Source organism: Marinobacter halodurans (assembly GCF_004327985.1).
In the GTDB taxonomy this organism is placed as follows: Bacteria; Pseudomonadota; Gammaproteobacteria; order Pseudomonadales; family Oleiphilaceae; genus Marinobacter_A; species Marinobacter_A halodurans.
In genome coordinates this window covers 58,169-82,332 of record NZ_SJDL01000024.1, presented here as the reverse complement: position 1 = coordinate 82,332, position 24,164 = coordinate 58,169, and the positions used below count along the sequence as shown (strand labels likewise).

18 protein-coding genes and 2 pseudogenes are annotated in these 24,164 nt (G+C 61.9%); 12 read left to right on the top strand and 8 right to left on the bottom strand.

What is annotated here, in order from left to right; genetic code table 11:
- The 3 genes and pseudogenes from EZI54_RS25095 to EZI54_RS15025 form a co-directional block, all read left to right on the top strand.
- Window positions 1–473: pseudogene (locus tag EZI54_RS25095) on the top strand (type VI secretion system tip protein VgrG); the annotation flags it as partial.
- A 5-nt stretch (window positions 474–478) separates the two neighbouring features.
- Window positions 479–2,716 carry a pesticin C-terminus-like muramidase gene (locus EZI54_RS24830; RefSeq protein ID WP_207389230.1) on the top strand — a complete coding sequence of 746 codons (2,238 nt, stop codon included), beginning with the start codon at window positions 479–481 and terminating at the stop codon, window positions 2,714–2,716.
- A complete protein-coding gene (locus EZI54_RS15025; RefSeq protein WP_131482700.1) occupies window positions 2,713–3,108 on the top strand; it encodes a hypothetical protein in 396 nt (131 codons plus the stop codon). The genes EZI54_RS24830 and EZI54_RS15025 overlap by 4 nt, the downstream gene beginning before the upstream one ends.
- A gap of 337 nt (window positions 3,109–3,445) precedes the next feature.
- On the opposite strand, the pseudogene EZI54_RS15020 reads toward EZI54_RS15025, so the two are convergent.
- From EZI54_RS15020 to EZI54_RS15005, 4 genes and pseudogenes are all read right to left on the bottom strand, one after another.
- Window positions 3,446–3,580, bottom strand: a pseudogene (locus EZI54_RS15020) (transposase); the annotation flags it as partial.
- Between the two features lie 95 nt (window positions 3,581–3,675).
- A complete protein-coding gene (locus tag EZI54_RS15015; RefSeq protein WP_207389229.1) occupies window positions 3,676–4,314 on the bottom strand; it encodes an Isoquinoline 1-oxidoreductase subunit in 639 nt (212 codons plus the stop codon).
- A 12-nt stretch (window positions 4,315–4,326) separates the two neighbouring features.
- Complete coding sequence (locus tag EZI54_RS15010) at window positions 4,327–6,519, bottom strand: xanthine dehydrogenase family protein molybdopterin-binding subunit (protein ID WP_131482699.1); 2,193 nt, start codon at window positions 6,517–6,519, stop codon at window positions 4,327–4,329.
- Window positions 6,520–6,522: 3 nt separating this feature from the next.
- Window positions 6,523–6,984 carry a (2Fe-2S)-binding protein gene (locus EZI54_RS15005; RefSeq protein WP_131482698.1) on the bottom strand — a complete coding sequence of 154 codons (462 nt, stop codon included), beginning with the start codon at window positions 6,982–6,984 and terminating at the stop codon, window positions 6,523–6,525.
- Window positions 6,985–7,270: 286 nt separating this feature from the next.
- On the opposite strand from EZI54_RS15005, the gene EZI54_RS15000 reads away from it, so the two are divergent.
- Window positions 7,271–7,969: a hypothetical protein gene (locus EZI54_RS15000; RefSeq protein WP_242674478.1), complete on the top strand. Its 699-nt coding sequence runs from the start codon at window positions 7,271–7,273 to the stop codon at window positions 7,967–7,969.
- 7 nt (window positions 7,970–7,976) lie between these two features.
- Here the strand turns inward: EZI54_RS15000 and EZI54_RS14995 are convergent, their stop codons facing one another.
- A complete protein-coding gene (locus EZI54_RS14995; protein WP_131482697.1) occupies window positions 7,977–10,625 on the bottom strand; it encodes a nitrate reductase in 2,649 nt (882 codons plus the stop codon).
- Window positions 10,626–11,046: 421 nt separating this feature from the next.
- Here EZI54_RS14995 and EZI54_RS14990 point away from each other — a divergent pair, with 421 nt between their 5' ends.
- The 8 genes from EZI54_RS14990 (at window position 11,047) to nirD (ending at window position 21,426) form a co-directional block, all read left to right on the top strand.
- A complete protein-coding gene (locus tag EZI54_RS14990; RefSeq protein ID WP_131482696.1) occupies window positions 11,047–11,661 on the top strand; it encodes an ANTAR domain-containing response regulator in 615 nt (204 codons plus the stop codon).
- 15 nt (window positions 11,662–11,676) lie between these two features.
- Window positions 11,677–12,852, top strand: coding sequence for a CmpA/NrtA family ABC transporter substrate-binding protein (locus tag EZI54_RS14985; RefSeq protein ID WP_131482695.1), 1,176 nt, complete (start codon window positions 11,677–11,679; stop codon window positions 12,850–12,852).
- An 819-nt stretch (window positions 12,853–13,671) separates the two neighbouring features.
- Entirely contained in the window at window positions 13,672–15,039 is a 1,368-nt protein-coding gene (locus tag EZI54_RS14980; RefSeq protein ID WP_131482694.1) for a CmpA/NrtA family ABC transporter substrate-binding protein, read from the top strand.
- A 21-nt stretch (window positions 15,040–15,060) separates the two neighbouring features.
- On the top strand, window positions 15,061–16,038 hold the full coding sequence (locus tag EZI54_RS14975; RefSeq protein WP_131482693.1) for an ABC transporter permease: 978 nt from the start codon (window positions 15,061–15,063) through the stop codon (window positions 16,036–16,038).
- Between the two features lie 61 nt (window positions 16,039–16,099).
- Window positions 16,100–16,999 (top strand): ABC transporter ATP-binding protein, encoded by a 900-nt coding sequence (locus EZI54_RS14970; RefSeq protein ID WP_242674482.1) that lies wholly within the window; start codon window positions 16,100–16,102, stop codon window positions 16,997–16,999.
- A gap of 267 nt (window positions 17,000–17,266) precedes the next feature.
- Window positions 17,267–18,478, top strand: a complete 1,212-nt coding sequence (locus EZI54_RS24825; protein ID WP_131482691.1) for an NAD(P)/FAD-dependent oxidoreductase — start codon at window positions 17,267–17,269, stop codon at window positions 18,476–18,478.
- 24 nt (window positions 18,479–18,502) lie between these two features.
- The gene (nirB, locus tag EZI54_RS14960; RefSeq protein ID WP_131482690.1) at window positions 18,503–21,016 is read left to right on the top strand and encodes a nitrite reductase large subunit NirB; all 2,514 of its coding nucleotides are present in this window, start codon (window positions 18,503–18,505) and stop codon (window positions 21,014–21,016) included.
- Between the two features lie 41 nt (window positions 21,017–21,057).
- Window positions 21,058–21,426: a nitrite reductase small subunit NirD gene (gene nirD, locus EZI54_RS14955; protein WP_131482689.1), complete on the top strand. Its 369-nt coding sequence runs from the start codon at window positions 21,058–21,060 to the stop codon at window positions 21,424–21,426.
- Between the two features lie 14 nt (window positions 21,427–21,440).
- Here nirD and corA read toward each other — a convergent pair whose 3' ends face one another.
- Genes corA through EZI54_RS14940 form a run of 3 tightly spaced genes read right to left on the bottom strand, consistent with a single transcriptional unit; the run spans window position 21,441 to window position 24,126 of the window.
- Window positions 21,441–22,517 carry a magnesium/cobalt transporter CorA gene (gene corA, locus EZI54_RS14950; RefSeq protein WP_131482688.1) on the bottom strand — a complete coding sequence of 359 codons (1,077 nt, stop codon included), beginning with the start codon at window positions 22,515–22,517 and terminating at the stop codon, window positions 21,441–21,443.
- Between the two features lie 44 nt (window positions 22,518–22,561).
- The gene (locus EZI54_RS14945; protein WP_123633573.1) at window positions 22,562–22,963 is read right to left on the bottom strand and encodes an NINE protein; all 402 of its coding nucleotides are present in this window, start codon (window positions 22,961–22,963) and stop codon (window positions 22,562–22,564) included.
- Between the two features lie 56 nt (window positions 22,964–23,019).
- On the bottom strand, window positions 23,020–24,126 hold the full coding sequence (locus EZI54_RS14940; RefSeq protein ID WP_131482687.1) for a helix-turn-helix transcriptional regulator: 1,107 nt from the start codon (window positions 24,124–24,126) through the stop codon (window positions 23,020–23,022).
- Between the last annotated feature and the right edge of the window lie 38 nt (window positions 24,127–24,164).

The following is a 24,164-nucleotide window of genomic DNA, read 5'->3' as shown; positions in this document are numbered from 1 at the left end:
CGGTCGGCGGTACCCACCACAGCAAACAGGGCAAAGCCCAACTGGTGGAAGCGGGCACCGAGATCCACCACAAAGCGGGTATGAAGATCGTCGTCGAGGCCGGCGCCGAAATCACCCTCAAGGCCGGCGGCAGCTTCGTCAAAGTCGACCCCAGCGGCGTCACCGTCTCCGGGCCGATGATCAAGATGAATTCCGGCGGGGCGCCGGGGAGCGGAACAGCGGCTGCCGCAGCAACACCCGTCATCCCGCAAGCCCTGGACAAGAACGCCCACAACGCTGTAAAGCCGGATGCGCTTGCTGACACGTCCACTCGCACCACCGCTTCGGCTGATACGACGCCCGAGGCAACGGCGACCACAGCCGTCCAAGGCACATCCAGCGCATCGAGTACGGCAAGCGAAGCCACTCAGGAAGACGACAAGGAGCAGGACGACGAAGGCTTTGTCCTGTTCTCAATGGTTAGGAAGGACTGATATTCATGCGGTTGCCGATAGTCAAGCAGGACGGCACGGAATTCGAGAACGCCGAGGAACTGAGCAAGCTGATCCAGGATGCGGGTGATGACCTGTACCTGCTCACCACCCAGACCTGGCATGGCGGCATCCACATCAGCGAGGACGCCGCGCCCTGGGCCCGGGATACTCATCCGGTCCGCTGCATTGCCGACGGCGAAGTGGTCGCCTACCGGATGATGGAGGATTACCTCACCAGCGAGTTCAAAGGTGAAACACTCCAGTATTCCAACAGCTTCTGCCTGGTCCGCCACCACTACCAACAGGAAGATGACGAAGGCCATAAACAGGGGTTTACCTACTATTCCCTGTACATGCACCTTTGCCCCTGGAAAGAGTGGCCTTCAGCCGAGCGTTACCGCCTGGCCCAGCGCAGAAACGTGCGCAATAGCGTGCCCCAGAACGGTCAGCAAGTACCCGCAGTCACACTGCCCGTTGGCGAAACCTTTGAGCCGGTGGAAGGAGAAGCCATTCAACAAGGCCAGATCAACGGCGTTACCTATGATTTCATGCGCATCCGGATGCTGTCGGAGGGTGTGAGCAACAGCCAGGTTCTGGCGACCAAGGGCACGGACACCCTGTGGATTGCCAAAGATGAAGCGGTCATGGAACAAGTCTCAGTCAGCCGGCCAAGCTGGATTTACGATCAGGTCGAAGCCACATTGAACAGGGGTATGAACGGTCGCGCCGATCCCAAACCGAACAAGGGACAAACCGGCCACAAACTGGCGGGCGATCCGGCCCACTCCATCAGCGCCGGCACCAGGATTCGCTTCGATGCCCATCGCGTCCAGCTTCAGGAAATCGGCGGCCAGGCCCGCAAGATGGCCCGCTGCGAGCTCCCCAAATCGGGCTGCAGCCAATGGATCTGCGTTGAAGAGCAGTACATCGATATCGTTTCCGAAACCCCCACCCAATTGGGCAAACTCTACGAACTTCCAAACCCGGTTCCGATCCGCGCGGGCGATACCATTGGCTATCTGGGCCTATACGAAAGCCCCGCCGGCCTGGAAGGCGGCAAGACCGGCAATGCCATGATCCACCTTGAAGTCTTCAGCCCGGAAGATGGCGTCGAGGACGTCGTCAACTCGAAGAAGTGGCAGGATGAGGGGTTTCGACTGGTTGACGGTAGCGACAGCGATGGTGTGCTTGATCCGGAAAATGTATCTGAATTCTTCCAGTCTCTCTGCTCGTCGAATGATGAGTCGAATCCAGAAATTCTTGACGCGGAGACTGTTCGGGAAAGGCTCAAAGATAAAGCCAGCGCCTGTGAACGTCACAAGATCGTTGCCAAACATCGCAGTGAGTGGTCGAAAGACTTCTCTCAGTCAGCTTTCGATCGATTTCTGCAACTATTCCCAAGCTCCGCGACTCAGAACCTTATCGATCATGAAACAGAAAGGGCTCGTCAGCTTGGATGGATAGCTGGTGCAACACGACTTGGAGTACTGACAAGCCCTCTGTATCATTTCTACCCTTTCATCTTTAACGAACTGTCTTTAGATGACGAGATGAACGAAAGATGGCTAACTGTCCCCAAAGGCCAGCTTACTTTCGACATCGAAGGAAATGATATAGAAAGCAGCGATTTCTTTTCGCGCGTCCCTCACGTACCCAATAATAAAGGCACCGTCATCGGAAACTCCGGCATAACAATTGGTAGAGGGCTGGATATTGGAAAACGAAGCAAGAATGAGGTCTATCGACTGTTTTCGGCTGTTTCAAATAGTTGCAAACCTATATCACCTAAGCTCCTATCTTGGCTACAAAGCGGCGCAGGAAAAACCAGATCCGCTGCCTATTCACACCTTCAGACACTAGATGCCAAAGTGCCAAAAAAAGAACAAACAATCACTCGAAAGCAACAACACTTCTTATTCTTAGAAGTCTATAATGAATACATAAAAGAAACTAAAAGACTGATCAGCAAATCTGACGTAGAAAGAACCTATGATCCAACTCATGTTCTCAACTGGGACAAACTACCCAAAAGCATTCAAGATGTTCTTGTCGATCTTAGATTCCGGGGAGATAATAAGCCGAAAACCCGAGCTTGGTTTATGCCTGCGCTGGTGAGCGATATAAAAAACGACCGTACTGGGATAAAATCGCAGTTCTACGATGTAATTTCATCTAATGAATGGAATACTAAATACGGCGTTAGCAACAACAGGATACTACAAAGGTCAAAGAGGTTGCGATGAAACGAATTACGTTTATAGCTCTACTCATACCTTGCTTTGCCCATGCATCCAGCAGCAAACTGGAAAGCAATAAAAGCTTTGATATCGACAACATCGTTTATTATCAAACAAATTTCGACTTCAAGAGCCAGAAAGAAGATATTGTTGCTTACGTCAAAAAAAATGACCCATGCATCACCGTAAAACTCACAGACGAAGGAACATCTAACCGCTACTGCGAACTCGGTAACAGCGGGCTAAATCTAGAGAAAGATTCCCCTACAATCTACCCGGTAAAAATGACTGTTTTTGCAGGTAGCGTGTATTTTACGGTAGCTGCACCGTGGAATGAGCAGAAGTGTCGGATTCATGCTTATAAAAAACAGATAAGCTGCTCATCTACAGGCAATTAAAAACGCGCAAGAGACCTTCACAGACGAATTCGGATTTTGCACGTTAATATAAGATTTTGGATAGCTGCGTTCACACTACCAAAACCGCTTAAATTCGCTTCAGGATACAACGGGTCAAACCAAAACAGTTATGATAAAGCGATGAAAGAAAATCATAAAATATCAAATAGTTTTAGCCCGGATTTCTCATAGCTACCCAGCAAGTCTCGCAGGCTGGGTAGATTACCGCCACAACCACTCAGCTGCAGGCATGATTGCCTAATAGTTGGCCAATTCCTGCCATCCGGACACACTGCCCCCTAACCCCCATTGAGTCGGGCCGGGGGAGCCCGGGGTTCTATCCAGGAACCAGGCGGCGCACCAGGTCAGAGAGTTCATCCTTAAAGGGGTAACTGCCACTCATCAGCACCCGGACCCGGCGGGTATTGCGGATGATGACGACCCCAACTTTGATCAGTTTAAGCCTGATATCCGGCGGTGCCCACTCCTATCAAGAAGGGCCCCGCCTTAAATAACGTTTTTCGAACGCCCCTCTCTCCGGCCGCCTGCTGAGAGCATCCAAACAATTTACCCCTCAGGACAAACCGCCCCCGTATCAATCCAGGCCTGGGTCAACTCCCCAAAAATCTCCTGCGTCCCGGACACGGGTATCCGCCCTTCGCCCGGGTGCCAGCCCCAGCCGACCAGGCCGTCGGTGGCGTTGTGCTTTTGCAGTTCTTCCAGGGTCATGTGGCTGCGGTCCTGGTCCTTAAGCTGACGGCAGATTTCGCCCAGGCTCTTGCCTTCCCAGGCCATGGATTTGGGCGCCAGTCGCCAGCCGGGGTGGCCCGGGATGGAGCCTTCTTCGGTGCTGAAGGCGACATTGTCGTCATCGTGGCAGGTGGAGCAGCGCATGCCCGGGGCGCCCATGCCGCCAGCGCCACGGACGATGGGCGGTTCGTGCTTGTGCAGGTCCATGCCCTGCAATGGGCTGTCCCCGCGGGGGTGGCAGGACACGCAACGGGGGTGGGTGAGCACCTTGCCCATTTCGTTGAACATCGCGACGGAGCGCTTGGACTCGTCGCGGATGTTGGCGAAGTCTTCCGGGGATTGGAGGGTCTGGGCCTTGGCGGCCTCGCTGTCCGCGGCGATGGCGGTGCCGATCTTCAGGCAGAGACCCAGCGACACCAGCGCGGCGCAGCCAATGGCAATCACGATACGATTCACGGTGTTGTCTCCTTACGCGGTGATCGGAACCAGCGGCAGCCGGTGGACGGATTTTCCAGTCAGGCGCCGCCAGGCGTTGGCAATGGCCGGACCGGACGGCGGCGTCCCCGGCTCCCCCACGCCGGTCGGCGGTTCGGTGGACCGGATCACCTCGACTTCAATGTCGGGCATTTCGTGGATGCGTATTGCGCGGTAGCGATCGAAGTTCGATTGCTCCACATAGCCGCCGTCGCTCAGGGAGATGGCGTCGTAGAGCACGGCACCGATGCCATAGCCCATACCGCCCTCCATCTGGGCCCGGATCACATCCGGATTAACGGGAACACCGCAATCCACGGCGCACCACATGCGATGTACCCTGGGTTCACCGCCGGCGCCTTCGGAGACTTCGGCGATTTCTGCCACGTAGCTGCCGAAGCTCTTGTGCACGGCAACCCCGCGCTGGCGGCCCTCAGGCACATCACCGGCCTCTTTCGCCATCTCGGCGACCTTTTTCAGGACACCGCTGTGGCGGGGATGCTCATTGCCGAGCAGGGCCAGTCGTCCTTCCACCGGGTCGGTTCCGGCGCGCTCGAACAGCTCGTCCAGGAAGGTTTCGTTCACATACGCATTGTGCGTGTGTTCAACCGATCGCCACCAGAGCGTGGGAACGCCGTTCTCCATCAGGTGCTGGCCGACGCGCAGGTTGGGGATGGCGTAGGGCAGTTCCGCGGAGCCCCCGACGGCGGTCGAATCAATGCCGTCTTTCACCATGGCGCTCTCAAAGGCGGTGCCCTTCATGAACGACTGCACGGCAATCTGCTGGTCCCAGGCCACCACTTTGCCATCCTTGTCGAGGGCGCCCCGAACACGATACAGCGCCAGCGGACGATAACGACCGCCCTGAATGTCATTCTCACGCGTCCACATCAGCTTGACCGGCCGATCACTTCCCAGTGCCTTGGCCACCTGGGCGGCTTCCGTTGCGAACTCGCCGCCGGGTTGGGCTCGGCGACCAAAGCTGCCGCCGGCGTACTCCGTATACAGCATGACCTTGCCTTGATCGACACCGAAGACCTGGGCGATCGCGCCACGGTCGACGGTCTGGATCTGCGACCCCATCCGGGCAGTGACCTGGCCACCCTTGAACTGGATGACCGCATCGAGCGTTTCCATCGGCGCGTGAGCCAGGAACGGGAAGAAATACTCGGCCTCAAGCACTGTATCGGCAGAATTGAGCGCCTTCTCCACGTCACCGTCGTTACGGGCATCCAGCCCGGGCTTTTTCGTGGCCTTGCTGTAGTCCCGCTCCATCTGCTGGCTCGACCGGGTTTCGGCACCACTGCTGTCCCAGTCAACCTTGAGCGCCTTTCGGCCCTTCAGGGCCGCGTGGGTGTTCTCCGCGTACACGGCCACCCCGGCCGGAACGGTCTTCACACCGATGACGCCTTTGACGGCACGGGTTGCACTGTCATCAACGGATTTTACCGTGGCACCGAACTGCGGCGGGTGCAGGATCGTGGCAACAACCATGTCGTCCGGATAATGGTCCAGCGTGAAGATCTGCTTGCCATTACTTTTTTCCGGAGTATCCAGCTTGCCGACCTGAGTACCAATCAGGTGGAAATCGTCCGGGGATTTCAGTTGGGGATCGCTTGGGACCTCGAGTTTCGAAGCATCCGCAACCAGGTCGCCGAACGAGGCTTTGTGGGCGCCAGCTGCATCGGTCAGGGTGCCCCGTGTGATGGTAATCTCCCTGGGGTCAACGCCCCACCGATCCGCTGCGGCCTGAACCAGCACTGCTCGAGCTGCCGCACCGGCCTTGCGCATGGGCTCGTAGGAGCTGGCCATGGCAGTGGAACCCCCGGTGCCCTGCAGGCCAAACAGTTTATTGGAGTATTTGGAGGCGTCGGCTGGCGCCAGCTCGGCGCGCATCTGCAGCCAGTCGGCGTCCAGTTCTTCCGCCACCAGGGTGGACAGGCCCGTCACCGGTCCCTGGCCGAATTCGATGTGCTTGACGATGACGGTAACGATGCTGTCCGGATCGATCCGCACGAAGGCGTTGGGTGCGAAGGCACTGGCGGCCGGCGCCACCCCGTCCTCGGCCCATGCCTTACCGGGCAGCTGAACACCGATGACCAGACTGGCGGCGGACGCGACCGCGCCCTTGAGGAAACCACGACGGGTCAGGCCGCCGGTGGCTGTCGTGTCCGATTGACGTGTCATGGCTCAGCCCTCCAGTGAATCCGATGCCCGGTGAATGGCCTTGCGGATCCGCACGTAGGTGGCGCAGCGGCAGATGTTGCCGGCCATGGCCTGATCGATGTTCTCGTCCGTCGGTTTGGGGATCTCCCGCAGCAGCGCGGTGGCCGACATCACCTGGCCGGACTGGCAGAAGCCGCACTGGGGTACATCCAGCGCCACCCAGGCATCCTGGATGGCCCGGGCCTCCTCACCGGAGATGCCCTCGATGGTGGTGACCGTGCCGCCCTCGACCCGGGAAATGGGGGTGATGCAGGACCGGCGGGTCAGGCCGTTCAGGTGCACCGTACAGGCCCCGCACTGGGCTATGCCGCAGCCGAACTTGGTACCTGTCAACCAAAAATGGTCCCGCAAGACCCAGAGCAACGGGGTGTCCGGCTCCACATCGGCCGACACTTCCTTGCCATTCAGTTCGAAACGGATCGCCATACTCTCTCTCCTCAATCCCGGACGGCCCTGACATTACTATCCATCGCACAGATCAGTTTGCCGTTGCCGTGGGAGTCGTATTGTCGTGCTACCGATGATCGACGGGGCCGTCAGGAGCGCCGCCGGTCAGAATGCAGGGGATGGCTATAAAGCTAGCTTGCGCGCCAGACCGGTACAAATCGGATCCTTGGCCATTCCTGCTGCAGAAATGGGCAAGCTCCGGGCTTGCAGGGGCTTGCAGCTCGGGCCATCATGCAGGCGATCGTTAGCCTGTTCTTCCGGAGCCATGCCCATTACCCCTGACACCGCTCACCGCATCGCCCTCCTGATGGGAGCGGCCACCGAAGCCATCCTCTGGGGTCCGGCCCGCGAGTGGGTGCAGAACCGCAACCCGGGCAGCGAGCTGAAGTGCCGTGCCGGTAGCGGTCAGGCGACCTACCACAAGTTCGATCCGCACAGCCGTCGGCACACCATCACCTACGGCCGCCAGATGGTCATGGCCAAGTTTGGCGGGGCCTCCAGCCAGGGCTGGTTGTCGACGCGGGAAATCCAGGGTCGGGACTACTTCGATGGCGAGGTGTCCACCTGCAACCTGTTGGCGCACACCTGCTGCCACGAATTCGCCCACCTGTTACAGAACGTCAGTGGCGAACGCCTCCACGGTTCGGTGCATAACGCGGCGTTTTACCGGATTCTCGATGAGCTGCACGCCAGCGCCGGAGCAGCGGCGGTCAGGGCGTTCCTGTTGGAGAAGAGCCGACAGCAGGGCATCGAACTGCCCCAGTCGATCATGGCGTTGGTCGATGTACGGGATCAGATGGCCCGGTTCGCCGTCGGCGATACCGTCCAGTTTGGCCACGCGCCCCGCCAGCGAGAAGGCCGGATTATCCGGGTGAACCGGCGAACCTGCACGGTGCAGGGCACCGGGCGCTGGCGCGGGGCGCGCTACCGGGTTCCGGTTTCCATGATGCGCCACAGCCGCTGACAGCCGATTACTCCGCGTCCGCCGCGATCTGAGTGGTTTCGATCAGCTTGCGCAGCTCCGGCATGCAGGAGCCGCAGTTGGTGCCGCATTTCAGTTGCCGTCCCAGGGCTTCCGGGGAATCCGCTCCGCCCTCAATGGCGGCCTCGATCTGCTTCTGTCCGACCTGGAAACAGCTGCAGATCACCGGTCCGGTGTCCGGCAGGTCGGCATCCCGCCCCGCCAGGATCGCCCTTCGATCAGACGCGGTCAGGTCATCCCGTTCAAAACAGGTCGCCAGCCAGCCCAGATCCGGGAACGAACTGCCCGCCGGTTCGGCCATCAACACCCCCAGCAACTGCCCCTGATGAAAACGCGCGGCGCGATAGCGGTCCGCACCGGCGTCGAGCATTTCCACCTGCGGCTGACCGCCCAGCCAGCGTGAAGCCCAACCGGGCCAGTTGGCCTTGTCCTCGCCGGCCAGCCACCAGCTCTCACAGCCGTCCAGCGGCACCCGCGACCAGTGCTCCGCCCGCCACACGCCAGTGTGTCCGGGCCGACACAACAAACGGGCCTGCCAGCGCACCGGCGCCGCGCTCAGTCGTGCCACGCCGTGCTTGGACTCCGGCTGGCCGGATACCGGATCCACCACCGCCGCCATCAGGTCCGAGGCCAGGGCCTGGCCGGCGTATAGCCGGTTCCAATGGATGGGAACGAACACCTCACCGGGGCGCTGCTCCGCCACCGCCTGCAGGCGACCGACAAACGCGCCCCGGGGCCCCTCCAAACGACCCAGTTGACCCGCCTTGAGGCCAAGTCGTTCCAGATCCTCCGGGTGCACATCGATGAACGGCTCCGCCCGGTGCTGCCAAAGCCGCGCCGCGCGCCCGGTCCGGGTCATGGTGTGCCACTGATCGCGGATCCGACCGCTATTAACCACCATTGGGAAGTCGCGATCCGGCTGTTGCACAGGCTGATCCGGGGTAATGGCAACGAATTGAGCACGACCGCTTGGGGTGGCGAAGCAGCCATCGTCGAAGAGCCGGGATCGGCCTTGCGGATACCGTTGATTGACGGGCCATTGGATCGGCGCCAGCGCATCGTAGCTCTCGGAATCCACATGCTTGAAGCCAGCCAGGTCGAACGGGCGCCCGTCGTTCTCAAACGCCGACAGCGCGGCATGCTCGCGAAACACATCGACCGGCGCGGTGTAGCTGAAGGCATCGCCGTAGCCTAGCTCGCGGGCCACTTCACTGATGATCCACCAGTCCGGCCGGGCCTCGCCTGTGGGCGGCAGGAAGGCCCGCTGGCGGGAAATACGCCGTTCGGAATTGGTCACGGTGCCGTCCTTTTCGCCCCAGCCCATCGCCGGCAGCAGGATGTCGGCGTAGGCCGTGGTGTCCGTCTCGGCGACGCAGTCCGAGACGACGACGGTGGGACAACGCGCCAGCGCTTCCCGCACCCGGGCGTTGTTCGGCAGACTCACCGCCGGGTTGGTGGCCATGATCCACAGGACCTTGATTTCACCGCGATGCACCGCGTCGAACAGGTCCACGGCCTTGTATCCGGGACCAGCGGCCAGGCCGGGCGAGCGCCAGAAACGCTGTACCCGATCGCGATCCGCGTCGTTCTGGTAGTCCATATGGGCCGCCAGCGTGTTGGCCAGGCCACCGACTTCGCGCCCGCCCATGGCGTTGGGCTGGCCGGTAATGGAGAAGGGCGAAGCGCCGGGCTTGCCGACCCGGCCGGTGGCCAGGTGGCAGTTGATGATGGCGTTGCCCTTGTCGGTGCCGGAACTGGACTGATTCACACCCTGGGAGAACACAGTGACGGTGCGGGGTGTGTCCGCAAACCAGTTGAAGAAACGGGCCACATCGTCCACCGGCAAGTCGCAGGCATCGGCAACCGCGTCGACATCCGGCGCCGAGTGACGGGCGGCGGCGAGGGCGTCGTCGAATCCATCACAAGAGGCCGAGATGTAATCCCGATCGACCACCTGCCTGTCCACCAGCCAGGTGAGCAGACCATTGAACAGGGCGGCATCGCTGCCCGGCCGCAGGCTCAGATGCAGGTCGGCCAAATCGCTGGTGGCCGTCTGTCGCGGATCGATCACCACCACCCGGCGACCGTCGCGGGCCGCGGCCTGCATCCGCTGGAACAGGATCGGATGGTTCCAGGCGGCGTTGCTGCCCACCAGCACCAGCAGATCGGCCATGTCCAGATCGTCATAACAGCCGGGTACCACATCGGCCCCGAACGCCCGCTTGTGGGCGGCCACGGCGGAGGACATACACAACCGGGAGTTGGTGTCGACGTGGGGCGTGCCGATAAACCCTTTCGCCAGCTTGTTGGCGGCGTAGTAATCCTCAGTCAGCAGCTGCCCGGACAGGTAGAACCCCACCGAACCGGGACCGTGCTGCGCCACCGCCTCGCGAATGACCCCCGCCACCGACTGCACGGCGTGCGACCAGTCCGTGCGCCGGCCGCGAACCCGGGGGTGTAACAGACGCCCGTTGTCACCCAGGGTTTCGTGGAGACTCGATCCCTTCACGCACAGCCGCCCATAGTTGGCCGGGTGGGTCGTGTCGCCCTGTACCGGCTCGCCGGCCGTCACCGCGACACCGCAGCCCACGCCACAATAGGGACAGGTCGTGCAGGTTGCTTGCGCCTTGTCGTTCACGGGCGTTTCTCACTCCCGGTCAAAAATCCAAAAAAAAAGCCCGGGAGACCACACCACAGCGTTTCCACTGTCGCACCGTCTCCCGGGCGTCATTGCCAGGCTCAATCGTCGCCAGACGTCAATATATAGAGAGGAAGTGGCGGACCCCAGAGGATCGTTTGCACTTCACCCGAGGGTAAGAAGCAATATAAGGGCCAGCCCAAAAAGCCGGAGAATGCGGCTTTCAGGCCCCCGATCACACCCAAAACAGTGCAAAGCACCTGATTTTGAACCACCGCTGGGCGACTGAGACGCCCCTTCGAACCACCGAATGACTTTCTCAACTATCAATTTATCTCGACAATTCAATCTTTTAAAAAATACAGGCAAGCAGTGGTCAGGTTTTTGCTTCGGCGATAATCAGATTAACGAGGACCATGCCATGACTGCATTCGAACCACTCCGCATCCTGCTGATCGACAACGACGCCGACCGCTCGATGGTCGTCCGAAAAGCCCTTGAGGCGGAAGGTCACGAGGTGATCAGCCATCGCCCGAACGCGGTTGGATTGACGGCGGCCGTGGCCCGGGATGAACCCGACATGGTCATCATCGACATGGACCTGCCGGACCGGGATACGCTGGAAAACATGAGCACGCTCAATGCCCACGCGCCCCGCCCGATCGTGTTCTTCGCGCAGGAACAGAGCGACCGCAACACCATCCAGGCGGCGGTTCGCGCCGGCGTCAGCGCCTATGTGGTCGACGGCGTCCAGCCACAGCACGTGCGCGGCATCATCGACACCGCCGTCGCCCGTTTCGAAGCGTTCCAATCCCTGCGTGACGAGCTGGAGCAAACGCGCACCCAGTTGGAGGAGCGCAAGCTGATCGACCGGGCCAAAGGCCTGATCATGAAGCGCGAGAACTGCGACGAAGCGGAAGCCTACCGGGTCCTGCAGAAAGCGGCGATGGACCACAGTCAGCGCATCGGGCAGATCGCCCAGCGTGTGATCGAGATGTTCGGCAAGGATTCCGATAAGTTACAGCGCGCGTCCTGATCAAGGAAGGATCCCATGGCATCCGATCCCATCCCGTTGCGCCGGCGCAAGGGCTTCACGTTGAGACTGGGCTTCGTACCGCTGCTCGACAGTGCTCCGCTGATCATCGCCCATGAGCTGGGCCTGTTCTTCCGCGAGGGGCTCGACGTCGAGTTGGTGCGGGAAGGCTCCTGGGCGTCCCTGCGGGACAAGGTGTCGTTCGGACTGCTGGACGGCGCCCACATGCTCGCCCCCATGCCGCTGGCCATGTCCCTGGCCACCGACCGGCCGCGCACACCGATCACCACCGGCATGGTGCTGAGTCGGAACGGCAATGGCATTACCGTATCCACGTCCCTCTATCCGAAACTGATGGCCGCCGGCGCCGATCCCAATGATCCACTGGCGTCGGCCCGGGCCCTGGTGGACGTCGCCCGTCGTCGGGGTTCACCGATCCAGTTGGCGTCGGTGGCGCCCTGGTCCAGCCACGATTTGCAGTTGCGCGACTGGGTCGCCAGCGCCGGTCCCGATGCCCGTCATCATATCCAGATCGTGCCGGTGTCCCCGATCCAGATGCTGGACGCCTTCCGCGCCGGCCATATCGAAGGCTGTTGTGTGGGCGAACCCTGGAACAGCCTGTTGGAATGGCAGGACCTGGGCGTCATCCTCCACGCTGGTCACCAGATCTGGCAGAACGCCCCCGAGAAAGTCCTGGGCATGCGCCAGGACTGGGCCGAACAGCATCCGGAAATCCACCGGCGGCTGATCCGCGTGCTGCTGCGCGCCTGCCAGTGGCTGGACGATCCCGATCATCACACGGCCCTGCGGGACATCCTGTCCGACGAGCGTTACCTGGGGAACCAGGTCCAGGCATTGGACGGCCATCCGTTCTCCCTGTTCCATCCACGTTTGCACCAGCACTTCTTCCGGGACAGCGCCAATTTCCCGTGGCTGTCCCAGGCCCACTGGCTGGCCACGCGCCTGGCCCGCTGGGGACAGTTGGGCGAAGCCTCGGCGACTGACATCCGCGGCATCGTCAAGCCGGCCATTTTCCGGGAAGCCGCCAGTTCCGCCGGCATCGATGCCCCCACCATGGACGCCAAGACCGAGGGTCACCACCGCCTGAGTCATATGGTGGAAGGGCGTGAAGGACCGGTGAACATCGCCGGCGACGGCCTGATCGGCGAGCAGGTGCATCACTGGCCGGGCTGACCAATGCCTGCATTGCGTCTGCTTATGTAGCCGACGCTTTGGCTTCGGAGGAGCCGCAAGGCTCCCGAATGGATCCGGCGGACTGGCGTCCGCTCCGAAGCTGAAGCATCGGCTACATTGCCCAGCCAACTCGAGCATGTAGCAGATGCTTCAGCTTCTGAGGCGCCGCAAGGCGCCCATCACTCCTACCCTCGTTCAAAGCTGGACCATTACCCCCAAGCGTCTTGCACAAGGCCTGATCGAAACCCATGGGGGCCATCGCTGGAGAAAAGGACAGGACGTCCTTGACCGCAATAGCGGGCCAGGGATGGCCCTCTAGGGCGGCGGAAGCGATGGCCTCCATGGGTTCCAGACGCCCAACGCCTAATTCGTGATTCCCGGCCGCCCCATCCCGCCCGCACATGGTGCACTTTCTAACCAACTGACCCGAAAAGGCTCTGTTACTTCGCATCCCCCTCAACCCGAAAACCATTTAACACACTGATATAAAACAGTATTTAAAACTGGCACGCCCCATGCCATGGATAAAGTGACGATTACGCGTACTGAATCGGCTCAGTACCACACGAGGGTGTTTCAAAAGCGTCACGAGCGACGGCCAGACAAGGCGAAAATTAACGAAAGAGCGCAGTTTACGGGTTGTAAATGAGTATCTTGAGGCGATTTTCAACGCCGTATGGCCGAGCACAGTAGCTTTTGCAACACCCTCACACAGTTTGACTACAGACGATGACGATCTGCAGGCATTGGCGCCTGCCCCCGGCGACGGGGGTGGGCGCTTTTTTTTGCCCAAAAGAAAAGATGACATAGGAGAGACGCATGGCGAGCCGTATCCTGACAGCAACCTTCGCTGCCGTATTGGGGCTGACACAATCCGTGACCGCATTCGGTGACGAGATCGGTCCCCCGGAAAAACCCGACCTCAAGCTGGGCTTTATCAAACTCACTGACATGGCCCCGCTGGCCGTCGCCTGGGAAAACGGCTACTTCATGGATGAAGGCCTGTTCGTGGAGCTGGAAGCCCAGGCCAACTGGAAAGTCCTGCTCGACCGGGTCATCACCGGTGAGCTGGACGGGGCCCACATGCTGGCCGGCCAGCCCCTCGGAGCCACCATCGGTTACGGCACAAAGGCCAACATTATCACCGCCTTCAGCATGGACCTGAACGGCAACGGCATCACCGTGTCCGACGACGTCTGGGACCAGATGAAGCCGAATATCCCGACCAACGCCGACGGCAAACCCCAGCACCCGATCAGCGCCTCCGCGCTCAAGCCGGTCGTCGAGAAACAGCGCAACGCCGGCGAACCGTTCAAAATGGGCATGGTGTTCCCGGTGTCGACCCACAACTACGAGCTGCGTTACTGGCTCGCAGCCGGCGGCCTGAATCCCGGCTACTACGCGCCACAGAACGGCGACACCAGCGGCACCCTGCAGGCGGACGTGCAACTGTCCGTCACCCCGCCGCCGCAGATGCCCTCGACGCTGGAAGCCGGCACCATCCAGGGCTACTGCGTGGGTGAACCGTGGAACCAGCAGGCCGTGTTCAAAGGCATTGGCGTGCCGGTGATCACCGACTATGAGATCTGGCCCAACAACCCGGAGAAAGTCTTCGGCGTGACCGAGCAATGGGCCGAGAAATACCCCAACACCCATCTGCACCTGCTGCGTGCCCTGATCCGCGCCGCCTACTGGCTGGACGAGAACAACAACGCCAATCGTGAAGCCGCGGTGAAGATGCTGGCCCGACCCAATTACGTCGGTGCGGACGAAGAAGTCATCGCCAACTCCATGACCGGCACCTTCGAATACGAAAAGGGCGACGTGCGTGAAGTGCCCGACTTCAACGTCTTCTTCCGCTACTTCGCCACCTACCCGTACCCGTCGGATGCCATCTGGTACCTGACCCAGATGCGCCGTTGGGGCCAGATTCCGGAGCAAAAGCCGGACAGCTGGTACATGGACATCGCCAGGAAGGTCTATCGTGCCGACATCTACGAGCAGGCCGCCAAGTCCCTGATCGCCGACGGCACCCTGCCGGCCAGCGCGTTCCCGGACTTCGACAAGGCCAATTTCACCCGCCCGCACGAGGGTGAGTTCATCGACGGCGTGGCGTTCGATCCCAAGCAGCCCAACGCCTACATCGACAGCTTCCCCATCGGACTGAAAGGCAAGGAGACCCCGTAACCGGGTCCCGGGAGACAAACCATGAGCACGCTCACGTCCACCAATCCACTGCTGCAGCTGATCCGACGCCGCTATCCGGACGTCACCGGCAAGGCGCTGCTGCAGTCGGTGACCCTGCCCGTGCTGGGCATCGCTTTATTCCTGATTGCCTGGCAACTGGTCGCGCCCCAGATCAACACGTCGCTGGGTGATTTCCCGACCCCGGCCAACGTCTATGAGCAGGCCGGTCAGTTGTGGCAGGAACACCAGAACGAACAGGATCGGGCGGACCGCTACGTCGAGATGCAGGAGAAGCGCAACGCGCGCATCCTCGCCGACAACCCGGATGCAGAAACCCGCATCCGGCCCTATCCCGGGGCACCGACGTTCATCGACCAGATCTTCACCAGCCTGAAGACCGTGCTGGCCGGGTTTTTCCTGGCCACGATCATCGCGGTACCGCTGGGGATCATGATCGGCCTCAATCGCTACTTTGCGGCAGCGGCCAACCCGATCATCCAGATCTTCAAACCGGTCTCGCCGCTGGCCTGGCTGCCGCTGGTGACCATGGTGGTCTCGGCCACCTACGTCAGTGACGACCCGATGTTCGAGAAGTCGTTCATCACCTCGATGGTTACCGTCACCCTGTGCAGCCTCTGGCCCACACTGATCAACACCGCCACGGGGGTGGCCCAGGTCAATCCGGATCTGGTCAACGTCTCCAAGGTGTTGCGTCTGCCCTTCTGGACCCACGCCCGCAAGGTGGTCCTGCCGGCGGCCGTGCCGATGATCTTCACCGGCCTGCGAGTCTCCCTGGGCATCGCCTGGATGGTGCTGATCGCCGCCGAGATGCTGGCACAGAACCCCGGTCTGGGGAAATTCGTCTGGGACGAATTCCAGAACGGCAGCAGCGACTCCCTGAGCCGCATCATGGTGGCCGTGCTGGCCATCGGCTTCATTGGCTATGTGCTGGACCGGATCATGCTGATGATCCAGCGCAAAGTTGCCTGGGACGAATAAACACGGACTCTCGAGGAGACCGACCATGAGTAAATCGCATCTTGAACTCACCGGCGTCAGCATGAGCTTCGATACCCCCCAGGGTCCGTTCCAGGCGCTGGATACCATCAACCTGAAAATCCGCAAGGGCGAGTTCGTGTCGCTGATCGGCCACTCCGGCTGCGGCAAATCCACGGTCCTGAACATCGTTGCCGGTCTGCTCCAGGCTACCAAGGGCGGCTGCGTGCTCGACGGCCACGAGGTCAATACGCCGGGCCCCGAGCGGGCGGTAGTGTTCCAGAACCACGCCCTGATGCCCTGGCTGACCGTCTACGAGAACGTCGAACTGGCGGTGCGGCAGGTCTTCCGCAAGACCATGACCAAGCGCGAGCGAACGGACTGGATCCTGCACAACCTGGAGCTGGTCAATATGGCCCACGCCCGGGACAAGCGCCCCGGCGAGATCTCCGGCGGCATGGCCCAGCGGGTCGGCATCGCCCGGGCCCTGTCCATGCGCCCCAGCGTATTGCTGATGGACGAACCCTTCGGCGCGCTGGACGCCCTGACCCGCGCCCACCTGCAGGATGCCCTGATGGAGATCCAGCAGGACCTGAACAGCACCGTGATCATGATCACCCACGACGTGGACGAGGCCGTGCTGCTGTCGGACCGCATCGTGATGATGACCAACGGCCCGGCGGCGACGGTGGGCGAAGAACTGACCATCGACCTGCCACGCCCGCGCAACCGGGTTACCCTGGCGGACGATCCCGAGTACGTGCATTACCGCCAGGCCGTATTACGTTTCCTCTACGAGAAGCAGCGTTTCCCGGGTAAGGGCGACAAGGCCCCTCAGGCATCCACACCGACCGAAGAGGCGGATTCGACTGCCCCTGAATCGCCGGTCGAAGTGAAAGCACCAGAACCGCAGCCAACCTCGGCAAAAACGAAGAAGCCGGTCGCGACAGCAGTGCAGAACTGATCGTTTTTAGTGCGTTTTGAAGTCGTTCCGAACCAGAGCTGGGCAGGTAAAACGAGTGGGAAATCACGGCAAATCGCGTAACCCACTGATTTTATGGTCACAGAAAGACTGGCACGGTAATCGCTTTAGATAAAACAGGACGACTTGCCCGATCAGGGATTGATCGGACCATCAAACATCGTTGTTGGCACTGACGCCGGACCATCGCTCTCCGCAAGGGGAAGATGCTCCGGCTTTTTTTGTTGGCGGGAAAAGGTCGAGCACCCCATGGCAGAACGCACATTACTGGTGGTTGGACACGGCATGGTGGCCCAGCGTTTGCTGGAGCGACTGGTGGCCCGTGCCGATCATCCGTACACCCGCATCGACGTGCTCAGCGCTGAAGCCGTGCCCGCCTATAACCGGGTGCTGCTGTCCTCGGTGCTGGCCGGCGAAGCCAGCCTGGACGCCATCACCCTGCAACCGCTGGACTGGTTCCATGCCCACCGGATCCGCCTGCACCCGAACACCCGGGTGACCCGGCTGGATACCGCCGCAAAGCAGGTGACTGCCGAGGATGGCCGCACCTTCGGGTACGACGATCTGGTCATCGCCACCGGCGCACGGCCCTCGTCGCTGTCGCTCCCGGGGGAATCCCTGGAAGGCGTGGTGACCTTCCGCGACATCCGCGACACCGAGCAACTGCTCGCCATGAGCGCGCATTACCGTCGCGCCGTCGTCATCGGTGGCGGCTTCCTGGGACTGGAAGCCGCAGAAGGACTGAGCCAGCAGGGCATGGCGGTCACCGTGATTCATCGCAGCCCCTACCTGCTCAACCGCCAGCTCGACGCCACCGCCGGGGAACTGCTCGGCGAGGCGCTGGAAGCCCGCGGCATTCATAGCATTACCGGCGAATCCCCCCGCAGCCTGGTGGGCCAGCGCCGGGTTCGGGCGGTGGAGCTGTCGGACGAAACCCTCGTCAGCACCGACCTGGTGGTCCTGGCCGCCGGCATTACCCCCAATGCCGAACTGGCCCGCGAGGCCGGCCTCGACTGTGAACGGGGCATCTGTGTCGACCACCAGTTGTGCACCAGCCGGGAAAACGTCTACGCCCTCGGCGAATGCTGCCAGCTGGGTGAGCACACCTTCGGGCTGGTGGAGCCTGGCTACCAGCAGGCCGAGATCCTGGCGGGCGTGCTGTGCGGCGACGCCGAGCGGTTCGAGCCGGGCGATGTCGCCACCCGGCTCAAGATCAGCGGCATCCCCATTTTCTCCTGCGGCCAGGCCCAGCCCGGCCCGGACACCGAATCCGTGATCTGGCAGGACCACGAATCCGCCCGTTACTGCCACCTCCTGCTGCGGGATAACCGCCTGGCGGGCGCCGTCCTGTTTGGCGAGACCCAGGATGGCCCGTGGTATTTCGACCAACTTCAGCAACAGCGGGACCTGTCGGCCTACCGGCAGCAACTCGCTTTTGGCGCCGCCTACTGCGACGCCTGACGGACAGACAGAGAGAGACAGACCATGGCAAACAAAACATTGATCGTGATCGGGAATGGCATGGTTGGCCATCACTTTCTCGAACAGTTTGCAGAGACGCCCGCCGCCGCGGACTACGACATCCACGTGTTCGGCGAGGAACCGCTGATCGCCTACGACCGGGTCCATCTGTCCGAGTATTTCGGGGGCTCCACCCACGCTGACCTGGCACTGGGCACCGCCAAGGATTACGCCGCCAAGGGCCTGACCCTGCACCTGGACGAGCCGGTGACCGAACTGGACCGGGATAACCGCAAAGTCCTGACCCCCAAGGGGGAATACACCTACGACGCGGTGGTGCTGGCGACCGGTTCCTACCCGTTCGTCCCGCCCATCGACGGCCACGACCGGGACCACTGCCTGGTCTACCGCACCCTGGCGGACCTGGACGCCATTCGCGCCAGCGCCGAAGGCAGGAAAACCGGCGTCGTCGTTGGCGGCGGTTTACTGGGACTCGAAGCGGCCAACGCCCTCAAGAGCCTGGGCCTGGAAGCCCACGTGGTGGAATTCGCCCCGCGCCTGATGCCGGTCCAACTGGACGCCGACGGCGGCGCGCTGCTCAAGCGCAAGATCGAGGAACTGGGCGTGCAGGTGCACACCGAGAAGGCCACCACGGCCATCGTGCCGGGGGAGGAAGCGCGCCTGCGCATGAACTTCTCCGACGACACGCACCTGGAAACCGACCTGATCGTGTTCTCCGCCGGCATCCGCCCGCAGGACACCCTGGCCCGGTCCAGCGGCCTCGAGATCGGCGAGCGCGGCGGTATCGTCATCGACGACCAGTGCACCACTTCCGACCCGCAGGTGTTCGCCATTGGCGAGTGCGCGCTGTGGGACAACCGCATCTTTGGCCTGGTGGCCCCGGGCTACACCATGGCCCGCACGCTGGCGGCGCGCCTGAACCAGGACGCGGAAGCCGGCTTCCGTGGCGCCGACATGAGCACCAAGCTCAAGCTGCTGGGCGTGGATGTGGGCTCGATTGGTGACGCCCACGGTGCCACGCCGGGCGCCCGCAACATCCGCTTCAACGACGAGCAGGCCGGCACCTACGGCCGCCTGGTGATCAGCGAAGACGGCAAGAAACTGCTGGGTGCCATCCTGGTGGGCGACAACGGGCCCTACGACACGCTGCTGCAATACGCGCTGAACGGCATCGACCTGCCCAAGAACCCGGAAAGCCTGATCCTGCCGGTCTCCGAGGGCGGCGCCCCGGCACTGGGCCCGGATGCGCTGCCGGAGACGGCCTCGATCTGCTCGTGCCACAACGTCAGCAAGGGCGACATCTGCGGCGCCATCGACGCCGGCTGCACGGACCTCGGCGCGGTAAAGGGCGAGACCAAGGCCAGCACCGGCTGCGGTGGCTGCGCGGCCCTGCTCAAGTCCGTGGTGGACAACGAGCTGGAAAAGCGTGGCGTGGAGGTCAGCAAGGACATCTGCGAGCACTTCCCCTACAGCCGCCAGGAGCTGTTCCACCTGGTGAAGGTCAACGGCATCCGCACCTTCCACAGCCTGATCAAGCAGCACGGCAAGGGTCACGGCTGCGACATCTGCAAACCGGCGGTCGCCTCGATCCTGGCCACCTGCTGGAACGAGCACATCATGGCCACCGACCACGTGCCCCTGCAGGACACCAACGACACCTTCATGGCTAACATGCAGAAGAACGGCACCTACTCCATCGTCCCGCGCATCCCGGGCGGTGAAATCACCCCGGACAAGCTGATCGTGCTGGGTGAAGTGGCCAAGGAATACAACCTCTACACCAAGATCACCGGCGGCCAGCGGGTGGACCTGTTCGGCGCCACGTTGAGCGAGTTGCCGGAGATCTGGGAAAAGCTGATCGCCGCCGGCTTCGAGACCGGCCACGCCTACGGCAAGTCGGTGCGCACGGTGAAATCCTGCGTCGGCAGCACCTGGTGCCGCTACGGCGTGCAGGACAGCGTGGGCATGGCGATCCGGCTGGAGGAGCGCTACAAGGGCCTGCGCTCCCCGCACAAGCTCAAGTTCGCCGTGTCCGGTTGCACCCGGGAATGCGCCGAGGCCCAGAGCAAGGATATCGGCGTGATTGCCACCGAGAACGGCTGGAACCTCTACGTCTGCGGTAACGGCGGCATGCGGCCGCGCCACGCGGACCTGTTCGCCACCGACCTGTCCGATGACGAACTGATCCGCACCGTCGACCGGGTGCTGATGTTCTACGTGCGCACCGCCGACCGCCTGCAGCGCACCAGCGTCTGGCTGGAGAACCTGGAAGGCGGTCTGGACTACCTGAAAGAGGTCGTGCTGGACGACAGCCTGGGCCTGGGCGAGGAACTGGAAGCCCACATGCAGGCCATCATCGGCACCTACCAGTGCGAGTGGAAGACCACCGTGGAGGATCCGGAGAAGCGCAAACGGTTCCGCGAGTTCGTCAACGCGCCGGAGAAGAAAGACCCGGTACAGCACTGGACCACCGAACGCGACCAGCGCCGTCCGCTGGCCAAAGCCGACATCGCCTGACACCGGGCGTCTGCCACGAGTTTAGGGAAGGAGTAAATGCTATGACTGCACACAGCAACTGGGAAGCCGTTTGCACGGTGGACGATCTGGTGCCGGAGTCCGGCATCGCGGTCTGGACCGAAGCCGGCCCGGTGGCGGTGTTCTACCTGCCGCATCACCTGCCGGCCCTGTTCGCCATCAGCCACACCGACCCGTTCAGCGGCGCCAACGTGCTGGCCCGGGGCATTACCGGCGACCTGAAAGGGGAACCGGTGGTGGCGTCGCCACTGTACAAGCAGCACTTCAGCCTGCGCACCGGCATCTGCATGGAGGACGAATCCGTGCGGGTGAAGAGCTATCCGGTGCTGCTGGATGGCGACCGGGTACGCCTGAAGGTGCCTGTCTCCCAGCGTCGGTTCAGCGCCGCCTGAATCCGTCGCCGCCACTACAGCCAGCGGCGGCGACGGAAGTACCAGACCAGGCCGCCGGTGATGACGATCATGGCGCCCCACACCAGGGGGTAGCCGTAGCGGGCGTACAGCTCCGGCATCGCCCAGGGGTTGTCCGGATTGCCGAAGTTCATGCCGTAGACGCCGACGATGAAGGTCAACGGTATGAAGATGGTGGCGATGATGGTCAGCACCCGCATGGTGTCGTTCGTCCGGTTGCTGATCGCCGACAGGTAGAGGTCCAGCATGCTGGTGGCCATGTCCCGGAAGCTTTCCAGCAGCTCGATGATCTGCACGCTGTGATCCATGCAATCCCGCAGGTACACCAGGGTCTCCGGCTTGATTCGATGGTCCTCGCTCCGCATGGCGCTGGCGATCATCTCGCGCTGGGGCCAGAGTATCCGCCGCATGAGCAACAGCTCCCGCTTCAGGCGGTGGATGGCCGCCAGCGTCTGCCGGTCCGGATGTGCCAGCAACTCGCTTTCCAGGACTTCCAGATCGTCGCCGAACGACTCGAGGACGGGAAAACCGGAATCGACGATGTAGTCGAGCAGCGCGTAGAGCAGGTAGTCGATACCCCGAGAGGTAAACCGCCGGCCATTGGTCTGTCGTATCCGTTTGCGTATCGGGTCGAACGGGTCCTGCGCCAGCGGGCAAAAGCAGATGAGGTAGTTTTCACCGACAAACAGGCTGATCTGGACCAGTTCCAGAACCCCGTCGTTCAGCATCGGAAACGCTGCGGTGACAAAAAGCTGATTCTCGTACGAATCGATCTTGGGTCGCTGGCCGGCGTTGAGGACGTCCTCCAGGGCGAGATCGTGCAGATCGAACAGATCCCCGAGCTGACGCAAGGTGTCCGGACTGACGGCGCCGTTGATCTGCAGCCAGGTCTTGGAGCCGCGTTCCAGGTAGCGGACGCAATCCTGCACGGCGTCCAGATCCAGCTCCTCGACGCCTTCCTCGGTGTAGTCCGTCAGATGCATCGATAGGGGCGATGTCGTTGCCGGACTCCGCTGGACCAGCGTGCCCGGCGCCGTGCCCGGTTCGTGGTAATGCTTGCGAAAGTAGCTCATCGCGCTGACCGCTCCCGTTCGGTTACCGGAACATCGACCACGAATCAGTCCATGATGGACGCGTTCTTCACCGAGATCTGGTCATTCAGCGTCCAGAAGTCATAGAGCACCCCCAGACCGCACAGTCCCAGGGTCAGCAGGTAGATCACACCGGTGATCCACTTGCCCATGTACATGCGATGAACACCGAACGCTCCCAAGAAGGTGAGCAGCAGCCAAGCGATGTTGTAGCTGGTATCGCCGCCGCGGAAGCGGAAATCGGCTTCCCGGTCCATCGACGGGATCAGGAACAGGTCGATGATCCAGCCGATAAAGAACAGACCCAGGGTGAAAAACCAGATGGTCCCGGTGACCGGCTTGCCGTAGTAGAAACGGTGCGACCCCAGGAACCCGAAAATCCAGAGCAGATAGCCAAACAGCTTGCTGTGCGTGTCCGTCTGCGGCATGCGTGCCTCTCCAGCCAGATGAGGTGTCTCGATCAGTCACACTTGCAGACCGGGGCTCAGGGCCCGAGTTCCGGCGCCGGGTCCGGCCCGTCCTCGCGGAATTCGCTCGCCGACTTGCCGGTCCACTTGCGGAAAGCGCGACTGAAGTTGGAGAGATCAGCATAACCCAGCTCGTAGGCAATTTCGCTAATCGATTGATTCGTGTAGCGCAGCAGCTGGATGGCGCGATCCTTGAGGACCGCTTCGACAATTTCACGGTAGGTGGTCTCCCGATCCGCCAGCCGGCGCTTCAGGGTGCGCGACGACACGCAGAAGCGCTCCGCCATGTCTTCCAGCGACGGCAGGGGCCCGGGCATCACGTGCAGCATGTTGCGGATGGCGATGACGATATCCCCCTGTTCCTTCAACGCTTTCTGCAACTCGAACTCGCACTGGCTGCGGGCCATGTCCGAGGCATCGGCATCCGCCAGGCGCATGCGGATATCCAGGAAGCCTTTCGGGAATATCAGCATTTCCGCATCGGCGTTGTAGTCGAACCGGATCGGCAACTGATGGGCATACTCCCGGTAATAGGCCGGTTCCGGGCAGGACAGTCGCGCCGACACCCCGGGCAGCTTGCCGTCGCGCAGCTCGAAACCCAGCTCCTCGCCGCTGGCGTGGTCCACCAACTGTTCCGCCAGCAGGACCAGCGTCGCCATCACCGTTTCCGCCAGGAAGTGATAGAGCGAGGGCACCTCGACTTCCGCCTTGAGCTGGACCAGTACGTGCTCGCCGGTATCCCGCATGATCAGGCTGAGAAAGGGCGCCCGCAGTTGCAGGTAGCGACGCACGGAATCCAGTGCCCCGCCCACCGTCGGGCTGGTCAGCGCGGCGAAACCCAGGGTCCCATGGATGGTGACCCGCAGTTCGCGCGCCAGGGCAAAGCTGAGGCCTTTATGGCCGGCCAGGGCCACGGCACGATCCGCCATAACCACGGCATCGGTGACGAACACCCGGCTGTCGGCCGCCTGCAGATCGCTCCGGGAAAAGCTGAGGCCTTCGTACAACGGCCGGTCGTCAAAGCCCAGTCGCTTGACAGTGTCCCCCAGCACACGCAAATACACACCGGGCAGCAGGAACAGCCCCAGCATCTGGCGCTCTCGATCCGGACTCACCTTGGCCATCCTGTTTCCTTCTTTCGTTCGATCCGGGAGTGGGCCCG